Raw genomic sequence first — 16,704 nt, 5'->3', positions numbered from 1 at the left:
GCGATTCACAAAAAGCTATGAATCTAGCCCTTCACTGCCCCATCTGTCATACCAGCCATGAAATGGCGTTGGAGGGCAAAGTACAAAATCACCATCGGCAAAGCTACCAGCACAGCACCCGCAGCCAGCGGGCTCGAACCCTGCGTGTACTGGCCCTGGAAGAACGCCAACCCCAACGGTGCGGTGCGCATCTTGCCCGATGGCGACATGACCAACGGGATCAGGAAGTCATTCCACGTCCACATAAACGTCAGCACCACCTGCGTAACTACCGTTGGCACGGCTATCGGCACCAAAACCGACCTCAAAATCCGCAAATTTCCGGCCCCATCTATCTGCGCGGCTTCAATCAAAGACCTATCCACGCTCCTAAAGAACGCGCGCATCCAAAACGTTCCGAAAGCCAGTGACTGCGCTATCTGGGGAAATGCAATAGCCCAAATCGTGTCCGTAAGCCCCAGGGACCTCAAATCAAAAAACAAGGGCAACACAATTGCTTCAGACGGCACCATGATCCCAAGCAAGAAAGTGAAGAATAAGATCTTCTCCCCACGCGGGCGCAACACGCCCAAAACATAGCCGGAAGCTATCGACAACACCAGCGCCACCGTCACCACCAGCAACGCCACCATTATCGAGTTGCGCATGTAAACCGAAAAGCGCCCCTGCTCCCACGCCGCCGCGTAGTTCTCAAAATGGAATGAACCCTCCCCGCCAAAAGACTCCGGCTGCAATGACAGCACCAGAATCCGCAAAATGGGCACCAACGCTCCCGCTGCAAACAGCGTGAGCACCACGTAATTAATCAGTTGTTCCGTACGCGAGGGTCTCATTATTCACGCTCCCCCACCAGGTTGAGGGCCAAGTTAATCAAGAAGATCACCAGCGTCAGCACCACTGCGAGCGACGAGGCTGTTCCCACCTCGCCAATTCGAAATGCCTGATAGTAAACCTCGTAAGACGGCACGGTTGTAGCACTTCCCGGCCCTCCCGATGTGGTCACATACACGAGGTCAAACGTCTTCAAAGCCGCCACAATCGTCAGAGTCAAAGACACTATGATCTCCGCGCGAACAGAGGGCACCGTTATTGCAAAGAACTGACGCACCCTGCCCGCACCGTCAAGCATCGCAGCCTCATACAAATCACGCGGAATCGCAGCCATACCCGACATCAAAAGCACCGTCACCAGGCCCAGGCTCACCCACGAACCAATCAAGCCCACCGCAGGCAGAGCAAACGTGAAATCACCCAGCCACGCCCTCGTCAACGATCCCAAACCAATCGCACGCAAAAACCCGTTAATTGGCCCGTCCGGGGCGTAAATTCCCCGCCACGCAATCGCTAACACCACCATTGCGATCACCTGCGGCAAAAACACCACCGTGCGGAAAAATCCCAGGCCGCGAATCTTCGACCTTGTCAATAGCGACGCCAAAACCAGACCCACGCACAGGGGAATAACCGCGTAAAAAATGATCAAAATCAGCGCGTGCGAAAACGCTGCCAACAACCGCGGATTCGAAAACGTCTCAATGTAGTTAGAAAAGCCTACAAACGTTGAATAACCCAGCCCATCCCACTTATACAAAGACAACTGGAATACGCGGATCAACGGGTAGAGCATGAACGCCGCATACACGGCGAAAGGCACGGCCATCAAAGCCAGCGCGGCCAGCGTATTGCTGCCCCGCTTAGTCTGGCTAAATTTCACGGCCGATCCGCGCGCAGCGCCACTCTTTGAGTCTGCGCGCGGACCGTTAGAAACCGTTGACATGTGCCTACTTCGCAAAACCGGAGTAGTCCGCCTCCAGGGCATCCAAGAATGCCTCCGGAGTCATCGATCCCGCCATCAACTGCTGCAACGCATCACCAAGCGTCTGGTCAAACGTCGGAGTTGCGTAGTCCAAGTACGGCAGAATCTCGCCATCCTTGGAAACGGTTGTGAACACGTTCAAAACGTCTGCCACAACACCCTTAGTTCCACCCGCATACTTCGCAGCGTCATTAACCGGCACATTTCCCGTGTCAGCAAGCACCTGCATGGCCTCATCAGACGTGATGAAGTCAATGTATGCCGCGGCTACGTTCGGATCCTTTGCCGAGGACGTGATCGCAAATGGCAAGCCTGTGCCACCGGTTGTTGCCGACTTATCGCCCACCATTGGTGGAGCCATGAATGCAACGTCGTCACCCATCGCCTCCATCAGATCCGGAGCGAGCCAAGAACCGGCAATCAAGTAAATGCCGTCACCCTTGGCAAAGCTCTGCCAGACCGAGTCATAATCAACGCCGTTGAAGCCCTCGTTGAAGTAGCCGGACGTCGCCCAGTCCTGCAACTGCTTCGCTGCCGCAACGTTCTCATCCGACTTCCACGTAGCACCCGCATTACCGAAACCAAGTGGGCGCACCTGGTCCGCCGGAACGTGAGCGGCCTGAACCGCGCCAAACAGGTGGAACGCCGGCCACTTATCCACATTGCCGAGCATAAGCGGCGTCTTTCCCGCATCCTTAATAGTCTTCAACTGGTCGCTGAACTCATCCCACGTCTTCGGTACTTGCAGGCCCACCTCTTCGAGCCGTGAAGGCGCGTAGAAAACACCCACAACCTCGCCTACCTGCGGCAAGCCGTAAAGCGATCCTTCGCCAAACTTCGTGGCGTCAGCCGAATAGGAAGAGTAAGAAAGAATGCTGTCAGAGTAGCGATCCCGCCACTTGTAAGCATCCGCCCATGGATCCAGCGGAATGATCTGTCCGGCCGAAACGAACTGCCCCATCATGGAGCGCGCATTATTTGCCTCCACAACATCGGGCGCGTCATCTCCCGAAAGTGCGAGGCGAAGTGTGGTTTGCAGGTCATCAAACGACTGCGAAACCCGATCAATGGTGATGTTTGGATACTTCTTCATAAACGCCTCATTCAAGCGCTTCATCTGCTCATCCTGGCCTCCGCGAACCTCCTGGTCCCAAACTGTCAGAGTCTGCTCAGGCAAGCTCGAAATATCCGTAATGACCTCACTTGACGCACCGCCCTCACCGGGGCTCGATTCGTTAGAAGGTCCGGGAGCACATGCTCCAAGCATTAGCGCCACAGCCGCAACTGCAGCAGATGCAATAAACTTTGCAGGCCTCATCGCCCTCCCCTTTCGAAAATTGCTCCGTCTGCTCTAGAGTTTCATCTCACGAAACGCTTTGGTTATTAAACCCGAATGTTCTTACAAAACGATGAACGAATTCTAAATCGTAAGATCCAGGAATATCGAGCTCTTCGATCCTTTTTGCAAGCTCTGAAGCGGTAGGAGTAGAACCAGCTCCTCCCGCCTTAGCAACCGATAGTGCGCCTAGAAGGAGGGCGAAAGACACGGCCTCACGCTCCGTTGCCTCATTAGCAACGGCTACGGCGAGCCCGGCGCTGAACGCATCCCCCGCCCCCGTTGTATCGACCACATCAACCGAAATACCGGGCAAAGTCTGGTAGTTATCCGGCCCCAGGATCACGCCACGACCGCCTCTTGTCACAACTATCCGCGCATCAGTTTCCACCAGCTGACCGATCATCGAAACGGCCTCACGAACATCAAAACAGCGCGCATAGTGCAGGATTTCGGTCTCGTTGGGAACAAAATAATCACAGTGCGCAAGAGGGAGCAGATCGCTGGTACGCCACGCGCCCGTAGAATCCCAACCGACGTCACCAATCACCTTCGTGCCGCGAGCGCGCCACTTCTTCACAACCTCGACATTATTATCGATCGCACGCAGGTCTGCGATTAGCACGGAAGGCGCGAAGTCTTCCGGTAATGCGCCACCTTCATCCGACCCGTGGGTGACCATTGCCCGGTCTGCGTCCCACGCCAGCGCAACAGTTACGGACTGGCACTCAACGGGCGTGGCATAGGCGGTGCCAACCTTGTTTTCTTCAAGCACTGATCGCACAATCTGACCCGCACGATCATTTCCGAGGCGAGTTATCAGCTCTACCGGGTACCCCAGCCGTGCCACGGCAACCGCCTGATTGGCAGCCCCTCCTGCTGTAAGCGCCGAAGATTCAACCCACATCTCCTCACCCAGCACTGGAGCATGTGGCATCCCAGCCATCACCACGTCCAAAAACGTTGGGCCACAAACCGCTATTGCACCGGTAGACATACAGCCTGCTTCCTTCTGCGTACCGTTTCGATCAGTATCGCCCCACGTCTCGTTCATGACAAACAATCTGCGCATCCCAAACTGGATAGGTAACGTGTGCGTGCAGACTTTATAAAATAAGAAGGTATGCGCAAGCGACTTTGCTTTTCCTTCGATTTGAAAGGTGTTCGCCCGTGAAACTAACGATCGCTGGAGGCGGCGGATTTCGCGTCCCTCAAGTTCTGGACGTTCTCTCAAAGCACGATTCTGTATTCCAGATCACTGACGTAGCATTGTATGACGTTTCCACTATGCGAATGGGCGTCATCGAAAACGTGATTCGTGGATTGTATTCTGACCGGCCTAACCTGCCTCGAATCACTGCGGCCACAGATCTTCATGAGGCCCTTGCTGGCGCGGACTTCGTATTTTCAGCAATCCGAGTGGGCGGCACCGATGGTCGCGTTCGCGACGAGCGAGTGGCTCTTTCTAATCACGTTATTGGACAAGAAACGGTGGGCCCGGGCGGCAATGCGTACGCGTTGCGTACACTGCCCGAAGCCATGCGTTTAGCGAAGGCTGCGCGCGAAGTGGCGCCAAACGCGTGGGTCATCAACTTCACCAACCCGGCCGGCATCATCACGCAAGCAATGCGCACGGTGCTCGGCAATCGCGTTGTTGGCATCTGTGACACCCCGATCGGCCTTATGCGCAAAGCGTGCGCGGCGATAGGCGTTTCGCCAAGCGAGGTCGAGTTTGACTATGTTGGCCTGAACCACCTCGGATGGTTGCGCGAACTGCGCGTTGATGGAGTTGACCGTCTGCCGGAGCTTCTCGCATCCGACGAGATGCTCGATCATATTGAAGAGGCCCGCATTCTCGGCTTCGACTGGGTGCGAACCCTTGGCGCCCTGCCTAACGAATACCTGTTCTACTACTACTACGCGCGCGAATCGTTGCAACGCATTCTGGACGAACATGAGACACGCGGGGAGTTCTTGCGCGCTCAGCAAGAAAAGTTTTACGAGGCCGCAGCAGCCGACCCGCAGCGGGCAGCCGAGCTGTGGCAGGCTACGCACAACGAGCGCGAAGCCACGTACATGGCCGAATCGCGCCCTGAGGAAGAGCGGGCCGGGCGCCGCAATGAGGACATGGGCGGCGGTTATCAAGAGGTTGCTTTCAACATCATGAAAGCCATCACCAAGGGCGAGCCCGCAACAATGATTCTGGGCGTGGCAAACGGCGATGGGCCAAGCGGCCTGCTGGTGCCGGGCCTATCCGAATCCGCAGTCGTGGAAGTGCCCTGCACGGTTGACGCTGGCGGCATCCACCCGCATCAGGTTGCGCCGTTGACCGGTCCCGAATTTGGCCTTGTCTCAACGGTCAAGGCTGTGGAAGAAGAACTACTGCGCGCGTTCTTTGAGTCCAACGAGGGAGCCGCTTGGCACGCTATTGCAAGCCATCCGCTAGTTGACTCGGTTGCCGTAGCGCGCAACGTGCTGGATGGTTACTTGGAAGACCCGAGACTGCAAGCCGTGCTACGCGGACACGATTAACCACAGACGCAAAGGCGGCTTGCGTTAGTTCCTGACCCAGTCCGGGTTTGGCGCAAGCCTCACAACCTCGCCAAACTGTGGGATAACCACATTCCAACCGAGCTCCTGCTTGATTCGCTCGCCCAGCGCCTGGGCTGCCCGCGGTTCACCGTGCGTCAAGAACACCGCGTGCGGGGCCTTCCCCGCCTTGCCGTCATCACCCTGGCCAGCTTGCGCAACCCAACGCAGAAGTTCGTCGCGATCGGCGTGCGCAGAGAACTCGCGGTCCTGCGTAACTTCAGCGCGAACCGGCACGTACCAGCCATGCATTTTGATCGATTCCGCACCCTCAAGCAGTTTTCGACCGCGCGTGCCCACAGCCTGGTATCCGGTGATAATAAGGCAGTTCTTCGGGTCCGGTAGCAACCTTTGCAGGTGGTGCAAAACGCGGCCACCCTCCAACATTCCTGAGGATGTCACTATGATGCACGAGCCTTTGAACTCATTGATCTTCTTCGAATCCTCCACGCTCAGCATCTGTTGTAGTTGCGGAATGCCCAGGAAGTCTTCCTTATCAATCCCGCTACGCATCTCTTCATCCGCAAACTCCTCGTACACGCTGAGGGCGCGCAGGCCCATCGGCGAGTCCACAAACACCGGCAGATCCGGGATTCTCCCCTCGCGCATCATCGACACCAGCTGGGCGAGCACCGACTCCGTACGGTGAATCGCAAACGCGGGAATCACAATCTTCCCACCCCGCGCCGCGGTGTCACGGATCGCGCGCGCCATCTCTTCGTGCGGCACCTCGGCAACCTCATGCAACCGGTCACCGTACGTGGATTCCATAATCACCCAATCCGCTGCCGGGGTTTTCCCGCGCGGCTTCAGCAGGTACGGGTTCTCCCTGCCCAGATCGCCAGAAAAGAGGATCCGCGTGCCCCCTGTCTTTATCAGAATCGAAGCCGACCCGAGGATGTGGCTGGCCGGCACCCAGCGGGCGGAGAACTCTCCAAAATCAACTTCCACATCAAACTCAACGGGGCGGAAATACTGCAGCGTCTTCTCCACGTCCTCTGGAGTGAACAGGGCCAACGGGTTCTCGTGCTTAGAGTAGCCACCCTTTTTCGCTGACTTCGCATCATTCACCTGCAGGTTGCCGGCATCGCGCAGGACTATCTCAGCGAGTTTGATAGTTGCCCTCGTAGCCCATATCGAACCTCTAAAACCCTGCTTCACAAGCACCGGCAGGTAAGCCACGTGATCAGCGTGAGCGTGTGTAATCAAGATGTCGGTGATAGTTTGCGGGCTTGGAGAGAACGGCTCCCAGTTCTTGACACGCCATTTCTTCTCACCCTGATACATGCCCGCGTCAACCAGTACTTTACGGCCATCGATTTCAAGCAAATACTTCGATCCGGTCACGGTTCCAGCCGCACCTAGAAACCTGCAACTAACAAGCGAATCGCTCATGCCCCTCACCCATCCGTTTGCAATCGAGACACTTCCAGTATGACGCAGCACACACTCGTTCGCAGGGGGAGACTTCGGCGAATCGTCGGCAAGGTGGCGCACCGGGGTAGCAAAAGGGCGCCCGGGAGTTAGTTGTAGTACTTATTCGCCTCTTCGTGCACCATCGCGTTTACCGCGAGCGCGTAGCGTTCTACTAGGTCGCTAAAGTATGGTTCGGCGCGTTTGATCCAGTCCTCTAACTTGTATGGGTCCTCGTAGCCTTGCGGCTCGTCTGGCTCACGGTCACGCCCGGCACACATGTCGAAGAATCCCATCGTGAACGGCATGACGCCCACGCTCCCCGCCCGTTCTTCCATTTCCAGCCAGTGCAACACCGCATCCCTACACGGTCTTGCCTGTATGAAGTACCCGTAGCGCTTGTACTGATCGATCATCACGTCCAGCACGGGCACCTCAAGCTCTGCCTTACCACTAGACAAGCTCCCCGCTGAGTATGCGCGTAGCGCCGATAGCGTGTCGATGATGTAACCGGTTCGGTCAAACCCTGCCACTACCGGGTTAGAACCGTCTGATACGCGCTCCAGGTCCTCCCGCACAGTTTTACGAAATAAAACCGCTGAACTATACGCGAGTGGCTTGTCTACCCCGTCGTCTTCAAACATCGTCTGCTCTTTCCGCCCGTTTCATAACGTCACTTAACGTTCTTATGTCTTAGGTACAAGCTAGCCGACCAAGGTTGAGCGCGTCGCAATAACCGGAAACTACCAACCCAAAAACGGAACGATGACGGGGCACATCAAAGCCCCAAAGCATAAAAATCTCGGGACACCGTATGAACGATGTCCCGAAACATAACAATCGTGCCCGAGGGGGGAGTCGAACCCCCATGCCCGTAAGGGCACACGGACCTGAACCGTGCGCGTCTACCAATTCCGCCACCCGGGCTAAAGCTAGATCAGCATATAAAATCAAAACCTGCGAGGCAAATTCAGCCAACCTCGCGCAATCGCTATAATATGGCCAAAGTAGTAGCGTAGATTCCGAGCTTGTAGCAAAACCATGGAGCTACCTATTGGGGGTGGACAATGCGGTTTCTTGACCGATTCGAATCAGCAATCGAAAAAGGCGTGCAAGGTACCTTCTCCCGGATCTTCCGCTCTGAACTAAAGCCTGTAGACGTCAGCTCGGCGGTGCGTAGCGCCATGGACAACCACGTCCAGGAATATTCCCGGGATCGCGCTATCGCCCCGAACCAGTACACCGTCCGCGTCGCACCCTCCGACATGAAGCGACTCGAAGAGCTTGGCATTGACGTCCTCGCCACCGAAGTAGAAAACACTGCGCGCGAACACGCCGAAGAAAACAACTTCGCTCTCGTCGGCCCCATCGACGTGAATATTGAGGAAGGTCCTGAAGAGCTCACGGGTGAACTCGAAATCGAAGTTGGCACCAAACGCGGGGCGGTAGCCCCAGCCACCAGCCAAGTTGCCACCGAGTCCAACCCGATCATCGACGTAGAGGGTGAACGCTGGATCCTCACCGAGCCCGTCACCATCCTCGGCCGCGGAGCCGAAGCCGACATCACCATCTCAGACTCCGGAGTTTCTCGCCGCCACCTCGAACTACGAAAAACCCCGGACGGCGTGATCGCTTCCGACCTCGGCTCCACAAACGGCCTCTACGTCGAAGGACACAAGGTAGACGCCGCCACATTGGTGGACGGAAATCAGCTGGTGATTGGACGCACGCGCATCCTGTTTTGGACATCTGCCGCAAAGGAGCAATATACGTAGATGGCTTCTGACCTAGCATTCACGCTGCTCCGGCTCCTCTATCTCCTCCTACTTTGGGCGGTGGCGCTCGGAGCTGTCTCACTGCTACGCCAAGACATCTTCGGAACCGTGGTCACGCCGCGCGGCGCAGGCCGCAAAGAGGCTGACAAGCACCTCGCTGAATCCAAACGACGCCGCAAACGCGGTGCAGCCCCAACGATGCCAACCAAACTCCTCATCACCGGAGGGCCCCTGGTTGGCACCACCATGAAGCTAGGTAATGCGGACATCACCATCGGCCGCTCGCCTGCCTCAACGCTTGTAATCGACGACGAATACGCGTCTTCGCGCCACGCCCGCCTGCACCTGGACGATGAAGGCTGGTGGGTTGAAGACCTCGGCTCCACAAACGGCACTTTCGTTGATGACGAACGCATCGACCGGCCCCACCGGCTCACGTTTGGCGCTAACGTGCGCATTGGTAGAACCACATTCGAGCTGGTGAGCTAATGGCAGTTGACTTCCGCTTCGCCGCCAGGTCCGACGTGGGCCTTGTGCGCAAAAACAATCAGGATTCCGGTTATGCCGGGCCGCACCTGCTCCTGCTAGCCGACGGCATGGGCGGGCCCGCGGGCGGAGACATAGCATCATCCGTGGCCGTCGCCCACTTCGCCCCCCTTGACGCTGACGACCATCCGGCCGAACAAATGCTTCCCCTCCTCCGCGACGCCCTGAATGCCGCGCATGAGGAACTGGTTGAACGCTCCAAGAACGACCCAAAACTGCAAGGCCTTGGCACCACGTGCATTGCCCTCATGCGATCAGGGTCAAAACTTGCGATGGTACACATCGGTGATTCGCGCGCATACGTGCTTCGCGGCGACAACCTCACGCAGGTCACCACCGACCACTCGTTCGTGCAATACCTCATCCAAACCGGGCAAATCACGCCAGAAGAGGCTGAAAACCACCCGCAACGTTCGATCGTGCTACGCATTCTTGGAGACTCTGACTCTGACGTTGTGCCCGACGAATCCGTACGCGAAGCCGTGGTGGGTGACCGGTGGTTGCTGTGCTCCGACGGGCTGTCCGGCGTAGTTTCCGCCGACACAATCATCGAAACGCTATCCACCATCGACGATCCTGGCGAATGTGCCGAGGAGCTAATCAACCTTGCCCTACGAGGGGGCGGGCCCGACAACATCACGTGCGTGATCGCAGACGTCGTTCCTGCCGGTTCCATCGACGCGCAAACCCCCCAGGTAGTGGGCGCCGCAGCGGTTGATCGCAACCTTCCTAGCCGTGGAGGCGGGGGCGCTGCCGCACGCGCCGCCAACCTCGCGCCGCGCGAAACCATCGTTGATGAGGAAGAACCTGAAGATCTGAAACCCCGATCTTGGGTTAAGCCCTTCTTCGCCCTCATCGCTACAACGCTGGTGATTCTAGGCGCTTGGGGCGGATACGTTTGGTCGCAAACCCAGTATTACGTGCAATTGGTGGAAGACCGGGTTGTCATATTCCAAGGCATTCCGCAGGCGGTGGGCCCGTTCGAGTTATCTCACCCAGTTGAACTAACCGAGATTAAGGCCGCAGACCTCCTCCCCGTTGAGCGAACACGCCTAAAAGAACCTGTACGCAGATCCTCAATGGAGGAAATCAACCAGTATGTTGAGTCCTTGAAGCGCACAGCTGAGAGTAATAAGACAACTTCGACAACTGAGCCGAATGATAAAACAGGCGAAAGCACGCCGGCTGAATCCGGAACCAGCTCGTCGACAACGGTTGCCACTAAGGAGAGCTAATGGCAACCGTAACGATCTCCCCTCCAAGATCGCGGCCCATCCTAGAGCTGCTCTTGCTTGTCCTGTCCACGGCCGCGGGCCTGGGAGGCTACGCCCTCACTTCCCTCAATCGAACCGATGAGTTGCCTGCCAACATCCTTTGGCACGTGGTAATCCTCGTCGTATTCTCAACCGTTGCGTACCTTGGGGTGCGCAAACTCGCTCCACACGCCGACCCAGTGATCCTGCCCGTGGCTGTCGGACTGACCGGCATTGGCCTCGCCATGATTTACCGGCTCGACATGTCTTACAAGGCGCTAAACGAAAACCTCCCACCAGAATCGCAATACCCGATTGTCGGTATCAAACAGCTGATTTTCGTAGCCGTGGGGCTATTGGCCGGTGCAGCTGTACTCATCCTCGTACGCAACCATCGAAACCTGCGCCGCTACACCTACATCGCCATGTTCGTGTCCATCGTGCTACTCATCCTGCCCCTAATTCCCGGGCTAGGACAGGAACATTTCGGTGCGCGCATCTGGATTTACCTCGGACCGTTCTCCGTCCAACCAGCCGAGTTCGTAAAAATCACCCTCGCCATCTTCTTCGCTGGATACCTCGTCACCAACCGCGACATGCTCACCGTTGGGGGTAAAAAGTTCCTCGGTATCCGCCTGCCCCGCGCACGCGATCTCGGCCCCATCCTGCTCACATGGCTAGTAGCGATCCTCGTGCTCGTCTTACAGCGCGACCTTGGGACATCGCTACTATTCTTCGGCCTGTTCATCGCCATGATCTACGTGGCCACCGCTCGCGTTTCCTGGCTAATCATCGGCGCGGCACTATTTGCACCAGCCGCCTACTTTGCAGTCCAAGCCTTCCCCCACGTTGGACGGCGCATCACTATCTGGCTACACGCGTACGACAACGATATTTACAACGCCATCGGCGGTTCACACCAGGTAGTGCAAGGCCAGTTTGGCATGGCTTCAGGCGGATTGTTCGGTACCGGCTGGGGGCGCGGATACCCGCAACTAGTGCCCTTTGCACAGTCTGACTTCATCCTTTCTTCCCTCGCAGAAGAACTTGGCCTCACCGGCCTGATGGCCATTTTGCTCTTGTACCTAATCCTGATCGAGCGCGGACTGCGCGCTGCAATCGGTGTGCGCGACGGATTTGGCAAACTACTTGCCACCGGCATCAGCTTCTCGCTCGGACTCCAACTATTCGTAGTACTCGGCGGCATCACCCGCCTGATTCCACTCACGGGCCTCACCGCGCCCTTCCTCGCGCAAGGTGGCTCGTCCATGGTTGCCTCGTGGATCTCCGTGGCCCTACTGCTACGCATATCCGACGCGTCGCGCCGCCCCCCAACCCCGGTTGCTATCCCCAATGATGTTGCGGAAGGCGCCAGATGAACGATCAAATCCGTAAGCTTTACATCATCCTGTTCGCCATGGTGTGTTCGCTGGCGCTAGCAGCCACCTACATCCAGTTCTACAAGGCGCCCGAACTTAACGCGGACGCGCGCAACTCGCGCACCATTTTGCACGCCGCGGAACGCGACCGAGGCCCCATCATCGTGAACGGCACTGCAATCGCCGAGTCAGTGAAAATCCCGGACTCCCGCAGATACAACCGCAGCTACCCGGCTGGCGACCTCTACGGGCACCTCACCGGCTGGTTCTCTACAAACCTCGGGTCATCCAGCGGTCTTGAATCCGCCGCCGACGACATTCTTGAAGGCGACGCACCCTCCCTCTTCACCCAGCGACTCCAAAACCTGCTCACCGGCCAGGAACGGCGAGGCGGCGGCGTCAACCTAACTATCGACGCCGCTCTCCAAGAAGCTGCTAAATCTGCCCTTGGAGGACGCGAAGGAGCCGTTGTTGCCATCGAGGCAAAGACCGGAGCAATCCGCGCCCTCTACTCCTCCCCGTCCTACGATCCGAACAAACTAGCCGACCCAGACGGGGCGGCCGCATTGGACTACTACAAGCAGCTCGACGCAGACAGTGGAAAACCGCTCAAGAACCGCGCCATTGCAGGCGATCGCTACGCACCCGGTTCGGTGTTCAAGCTTGTAACTGCTGCAGCAATGCTTGAATCCGGCCTGACTCCAGATTCGAAGGTGAGCGGCCCAGCCTCATACCGCCTACCAGGCACTGAAACCGACCTGCCTAACATTAGCGGCCTCGCGTGCGGTGACGGCAACCCCACCTTGACCGAGGCATTTGCGCGCTCGTGCAACACTACTTTTGCAGAGGGCGGGGTAACAGTTGGCGCAGAAAAACTCCACCAGAAGGCCCTAGACTTCGGCTTCGAGCAGGATCTTTCCATCCCGCTACCAGTTACTCCCTCCGCATATCCCGAGGACTTAGACCAAGCCCAAACAGCCCTCGCCGCGATTGGGCAAAGCGACGTGCAAGTCACGCCTCTACAAATGGCTATGATCGCTGCGGCGGTGGCAAACAATGGCCAACTGATGAAGCCGTACCTTATCGATTCGGTAGTAAACGCCGATCTTGAGGTTCAAACCAACACTAAGCCAGAGCTCCTCGCCACCCCAATCACACCCGAAGTTGCCTCTCAGTTGCGCACAATGATGGTTGCGGTAGTTGACACCCGGTACGGCACGGGCGGAACCATGTACCTGCCGGGGCGCACCGTTGCTGCAAAAACCGGTACGGCCGAGGTGGCAGATCACAACATCGCCTGGTCCGTAGCCTTTATAGCCAATGACAACCCCGTAGTTGTTGCCGTAGCCATCCAGGGTGATGACATCAACCCGTACGTGGGTGGCGGAACTGACGCCGGCCCAGTGGTCCGCCAACTCTTGGAAGTTGAGTCTGCCAATGAGTAACTACAGCGGGAAAGTACTGGGCGGGCGCTACAAACTTGTCCGCCAGGTTGCTACGGGAGGCATGGGCGAAGTTTGGACCGCGCGCGATGGCGTGACGGGCCGACACATTGCGGTGAAGATCCTCAAACCAGAGCTCACCGGTCAGGCCACCTTCCTCCAGCGCCTACGCATGGAAGCAACCAACGCCATGCGCATCCAACACCCCAACATCGCTGCGGTCCTCGACCACGGTGAGGAGGATGGCACCGGCTGGATTGTCATGGAGTACGTTGAGGGCCGTCCCTTCAACGAGTATCTGCGTGGCGGTAACCGCATCGCGCCAGACCAGCTACTGCCCATACTCATTCAAACTGCCTACGTTCTTCAGTCGGCCAAGGACCGGGAAATCGTCCACCGTGACATTAAGCCTTCCAACATCCTCATCACGCCCGAGGGTTTGGTTAAGCTCACCGACTTTGGCATTTCCACAACACCTGGCCAAGCCACCATGACTGAGGCTGGCATGGTTATGGGAACCGCTCAGTACCTACCACCCGAACAGGCGATGGGAGATCCCGCAACCCACAGTGGCGACCTGTATGCGCTAGGCGTTATCGCCTACGAGGCACTTGCTGGAAAGCGTCCGTTTACCGGCAAAACTCAGGTGGACGTCGCGTTTGCCCACGTCAACGATGAAGTCCCGCCGCTACCCGACGATGTTCCCAAAGAACTGGCGCGAATCGTCATGAAGCTACTGGAAAAGAAACCATCAGATCGGCCAAAAGATGGTGCTACCCTCGCGAAGCAGCTATCTAGCGTCGCTCTCTCCCTTGGGCTCCCCACCAATCCTCAACCGGTCTCGCTACCAGACGCGCCACCAGTTGCCCTCGAACGCAATCGCGCGGGCTTCACCACCTCGATCCCGAAGAAACAATCCACTAACGAGGCCGCAACCAAAAGACGCACTGACGTGGCCACTTCACGCAAAACCACTGCCACAAAGTTGCGATCTGACGCGCCCCCCGCATTCAAATCTGACCAACACAACCGAACCACAAAACCTGCAACTAAAAGCAACTTACCCACTCGGGCACAATACGCCCCTAAATCACGGCGACAACCGGCTAATAACAAGGCCTTTAGACACGCAGCGTCAAACGCTTACGCGGTGAAACTACAAGAGTTATTAGTTGTCGCCATTGTCATTTTTATTGTCACACTGCTAGTCATGCTTGCTTTCAAAAGCAACCCGAGCTCCACAAACTCCACAGCGAGCCACGAGCGATTTACGAGTATTCTGGCAGATAACACATCAACGGAGGTTCAAGTATGGCTGACAACCACACCCACCGCCTAGCCGGACGCTACGAAGTACGGTCGATGATCGGCCGTGGAGGCATGGCGCAGGTACATCTTGGCTTCGATACGCGCCTTTCTCGGGTGGTCGCAATCAAGATGCTCCGCACTGACCTTGCGCGAGACTCTATTTTCCAAACCCGTTTCCGCCGCGAAGCGCAGGCTGCCGCGTCTTTGAACCATCCGAACATAGTTGCGGTTTACGACACTGGCGAAGAGGACGTGACAACACCCGACGGCTCAACCGTCTCCGTGCCCTACATCGTTATGGAATACGTAGAAGGGCACACGGTGCGCGACCTCCTGGCAGGAGGAGCTCCTGTTCCTATCGATGAGGCCGTAGAGATCATCTCTGGCGTGCTCTCCGCCCTCGAATATTCACATGTGCACGGTCTGGTTCACCGAGACATTAAACCGGGCAACATCATGCTGACGAACACCGGCAAGATCAAAGTCATGGACTTCGGTATCGCGCGTGCCCTCACGGACTCTCAAGCCACTATGACGCAGACGAATGCCGTGGTTGGAACTGCTCAGTACCTATCCCCGGAACAGGCGCACGGCGATCCGGTTGACGCCCGCTCTGACATTTACTCCACGGGTTGTGTCCTGTTCGAACTTCTCACGGGACAACCTCCGTTCAAGGGAGATTCTGCTGTCGCCGTGGCCTACCAGCACGTGTCAGAGATTCCGCCCAAACCTTCGTCCATCACCAGTGACGTGCCGGACTCAATTGACCGAGTTGTCCTCAAGGCTTTAGCGAAGAACCGTGACGACAGATACAGCTCTGCCGAAGAGATGCGTGCCGACCTCAATCGAGCTGCGCGCGGCGCTCTCGTAATGGCCCCCGAAACGGACTCATGGCAGGCGCCAGCAACGCAGGTTATGTCCCCAGCCACTATGACGATGCCTGCAGCAACCATGCCACCTCCTGCCCCCGCCTACGATACGCAAACCATGGCGCGCATTGACACCTTGGAGGAGGAACCCAAGAAGAAGCGCTGGCCAATCGCTTTACTTATCGTTGTTGCCCTTGCCATGATTGGCGGCTTGGTGTGGTGGTTTGCCACTAACTCCGCGGAGCCGGAAGTAGAACAAGTTCCGGTTCCAACCGTTGTTGGACAGACTCAAGAACAAGCAATCGCGACGCTAAAGGAAGCCGGATTAGAGTTTGCCATTGCAAGCACCGAAGCAAGTTCAGAAATTCCTGCAAACTCGGTCATTTCATCTGACCCGGAAGCAGGCACGATCGTAGATAAGGGCACAACCGTCAAGGTGGTCCTCTCTTCAGGTCCTGCAGACACAACGGTTCCTGACGTTAGCGGCCTAACCCAGCAACAAGCTCGAGATCAACTCAAGCAAAACGGATTACAGGTTTCTGACGTTGTCACCGTTGACGACCCATCGCAGGAGAAGGGACGGGTTATCAAGACCGATCCAGAGGCTGGAGCTAAAATCAGCGAAGGCGAGTCGGTGAAGCTATTCATCGCGTCTGGCAACGTTTCTGTACCAGCCGACCTGGTTGGGCGCCCCCGCGACGAGGTGCTCCAAGCACTGCAGGAGCTGGGCCTCAACACCAACGTGGAGACCGAGGAGAGCGCAGACCACGCGGAGGGCACCGTAATGAGCCTTTCCGCAACTGGAACGGTATCCAAGGACACGACGATTACCGTCACGGTTGCCAAGGCCCCCGCTCCCACACAGCCTCCCGCTCAGGAGCAGCCACAACCACCTGCGGAACAGCCCTCTGAAAATGGGGAATAAACCTTACGGATAGATTGGCGGCCCGTGAACTCATGTCACGGGCCGCCAATCTA

At 57.2% G+C, this 16,704-nt stretch carries 14 protein-coding genes and 1 tRNA gene; 8 read left to right on the top strand and 7 right to left on the bottom strand.

Annotated elements, in window-relative coordinates:
* Window positions 1-23 precede the first annotated feature (23 nt).
* The 4 genes from HMPREF2854_RS03425 to HMPREF2854_RS03410 are packed head-to-tail and all read right to left on the bottom strand — an operon-like array spanning window position 24 to window position 4,206.
* Window positions 24-833, bottom strand: a complete 810-nt coding sequence (locus tag HMPREF2854_RS03425; protein WP_070618979.1) for a carbohydrate ABC transporter permease — start codon at window positions 831-833, stop codon at window positions 24-26.
* A complete protein-coding gene (locus HMPREF2854_RS03420; RefSeq protein WP_261666644.1) occupies window positions 833-1,777 on the bottom strand; it encodes a carbohydrate ABC transporter permease in 945 nt (314 codons plus the stop codon). Before HMPREF2854_RS03420 ends, HMPREF2854_RS03425 begins: the two co-directional genes overlap by 1 nt.
* A 4-nt stretch (window positions 1,778-1,781) precedes the next feature.
* Window positions 1,782-3,134: an extracellular solute-binding protein gene (locus HMPREF2854_RS03415; protein WP_070618974.1), complete on the bottom strand. Its 1,353-nt coding sequence runs from the start codon at window positions 3,132-3,134 to the stop codon at window positions 1,782-1,784.
* A 46-nt stretch (window positions 3,135-3,180) separates the two neighbouring features.
* Window positions 3,181-4,206: a carbohydrate kinase family protein gene (locus tag HMPREF2854_RS03410; protein ID WP_186822477.1), complete on the bottom strand. Its 1,026-nt coding sequence runs from the start codon at window positions 4,204-4,206 to the stop codon at window positions 3,181-3,183.
* Window positions 4,207-4,322: 116 nt separating this feature from the next.
* On the opposite strand from HMPREF2854_RS03410, the gene HMPREF2854_RS03405 reads away from it, so the two are divergent.
* A complete protein-coding gene (locus HMPREF2854_RS03405) occupies window positions 4,323-5,684 on the top strand; it encodes a family 4 glycosyl hydrolase (RefSeq protein WP_070618970.1) in 1,362 nt (453 codons plus the stop codon).
* A 24-nt stretch (window positions 5,685-5,708) separates the two neighbouring features.
* On the opposite strand, the gene HMPREF2854_RS03400 is transcribed toward HMPREF2854_RS03405, so the two are convergent.
* The 3 genes from HMPREF2854_RS03400 to HMPREF2854_RS03390 all read right to left on the bottom strand — a co-directional run bounded on the left by HMPREF2854_RS03400 (window position 5,709) and on the right by HMPREF2854_RS03390 (window position 8,081).
* Entirely contained in the window at window positions 5,709-7,136 is a 1,428-nt protein-coding gene (locus HMPREF2854_RS03400; RefSeq protein ID WP_070618969.1) for an MBL fold metallo-hydrolase RNA specificity domain-containing protein, read from the bottom strand.
* Window positions 7,137-7,264: 128 nt separating this feature from the next.
* The gene (locus tag HMPREF2854_RS03395) at window positions 7,265-7,798 is read right to left on the bottom strand and encodes a hypothetical protein (RefSeq protein WP_070618968.1); all 534 of its coding nucleotides are present in this window, start codon (window positions 7,796-7,798) and stop codon (window positions 7,265-7,267) included.
* A 199-nt stretch (window positions 7,799-7,997) separates the two neighbouring features.
* Window positions 7,998-8,081 (bottom strand) — tRNA-Leu (locus HMPREF2854_RS03390).
* A 140-nt stretch (window positions 8,082-8,221) separates the two neighbouring features.
* Between HMPREF2854_RS03390 and HMPREF2854_RS03385 the strand changes: the two genes are divergently transcribed.
* The 7 genes from HMPREF2854_RS03385 to pknB are packed head-to-tail and all read left to right on the top strand — an operon-like array spanning window position 8,222 to window position 16,651.
* Window positions 8,222-8,929, top strand: a complete 708-nt coding sequence (locus tag HMPREF2854_RS03385) for an FhaA domain-containing protein (protein ID WP_070618966.1) — start codon at window positions 8,222-8,224, stop codon at window positions 8,927-8,929.
* Complete coding sequence (locus HMPREF2854_RS03380) at window positions 8,930-9,418, top strand: FHA domain-containing protein FhaB/FipA (protein ID WP_070618962.1); 489 nt, start codon at window positions 8,930-8,932, stop codon at window positions 9,416-9,418.
* Window positions 9,418-10,710 (top strand): PP2C family protein-serine/threonine phosphatase, encoded by a 1,293-nt coding sequence (locus tag HMPREF2854_RS03375; protein ID WP_070618957.1) that lies wholly within the window; start codon window positions 9,418-9,420, stop codon window positions 10,708-10,710. The genes HMPREF2854_RS03380 and HMPREF2854_RS03375 overlap by 1 nt, the downstream gene beginning before the upstream one ends.
* Window positions 10,710-12,107, top strand: coding sequence for an FtsW/RodA/SpoVE family cell cycle protein (locus tag HMPREF2854_RS03370; RefSeq protein ID WP_070618954.1), 1,398 nt, complete (start codon window positions 10,710-10,712; stop codon window positions 12,105-12,107). The genes HMPREF2854_RS03375 and HMPREF2854_RS03370 overlap by 1 nt, the downstream gene beginning before the upstream one ends.
* Complete coding sequence (locus HMPREF2854_RS03365) at window positions 12,104-13,552, top strand: peptidoglycan D,D-transpeptidase FtsI family protein (protein WP_070618951.1); 1,449 nt, start codon at window positions 12,104-12,106, stop codon at window positions 13,550-13,552. The genes HMPREF2854_RS03370 and HMPREF2854_RS03365 overlap by 4 nt, the downstream gene beginning before the upstream one ends.
* On the top strand, window positions 13,545-14,888 hold the full coding sequence (locus HMPREF2854_RS03360; RefSeq protein ID WP_070618947.1) for a serine/threonine-protein kinase: 1,344 nt from the start codon (window positions 13,545-13,547) through the stop codon (window positions 14,886-14,888). The genes HMPREF2854_RS03365 and HMPREF2854_RS03360 overlap by 8 nt, the downstream gene beginning before the upstream one ends.
* On the top strand, window positions 14,861-16,651 hold the full coding sequence (gene pknB / locus HMPREF2854_RS03355; RefSeq protein WP_070618944.1) for a Stk1 family PASTA domain-containing Ser/Thr kinase: 1,791 nt from the start codon (window positions 14,861-14,863) through the stop codon (window positions 16,649-16,651). The genes HMPREF2854_RS03360 and pknB overlap by 28 nt, the downstream gene beginning before the upstream one ends.
* Window positions 16,652-16,704: the final 53 nt, after the last annotated feature.

It is taken from the genome of Actinomyces sp. HMSC075B09, assembly GCF_001812395.1.
Classification (GTDB): domain Bacteria; phylum Actinomycetota; class Actinomycetes; order Actinomycetales; family Actinomycetaceae; genus Gleimia; species Gleimia europaea.
This window is presented reverse-complemented; position numbering and strand designations above follow the sequence as displayed.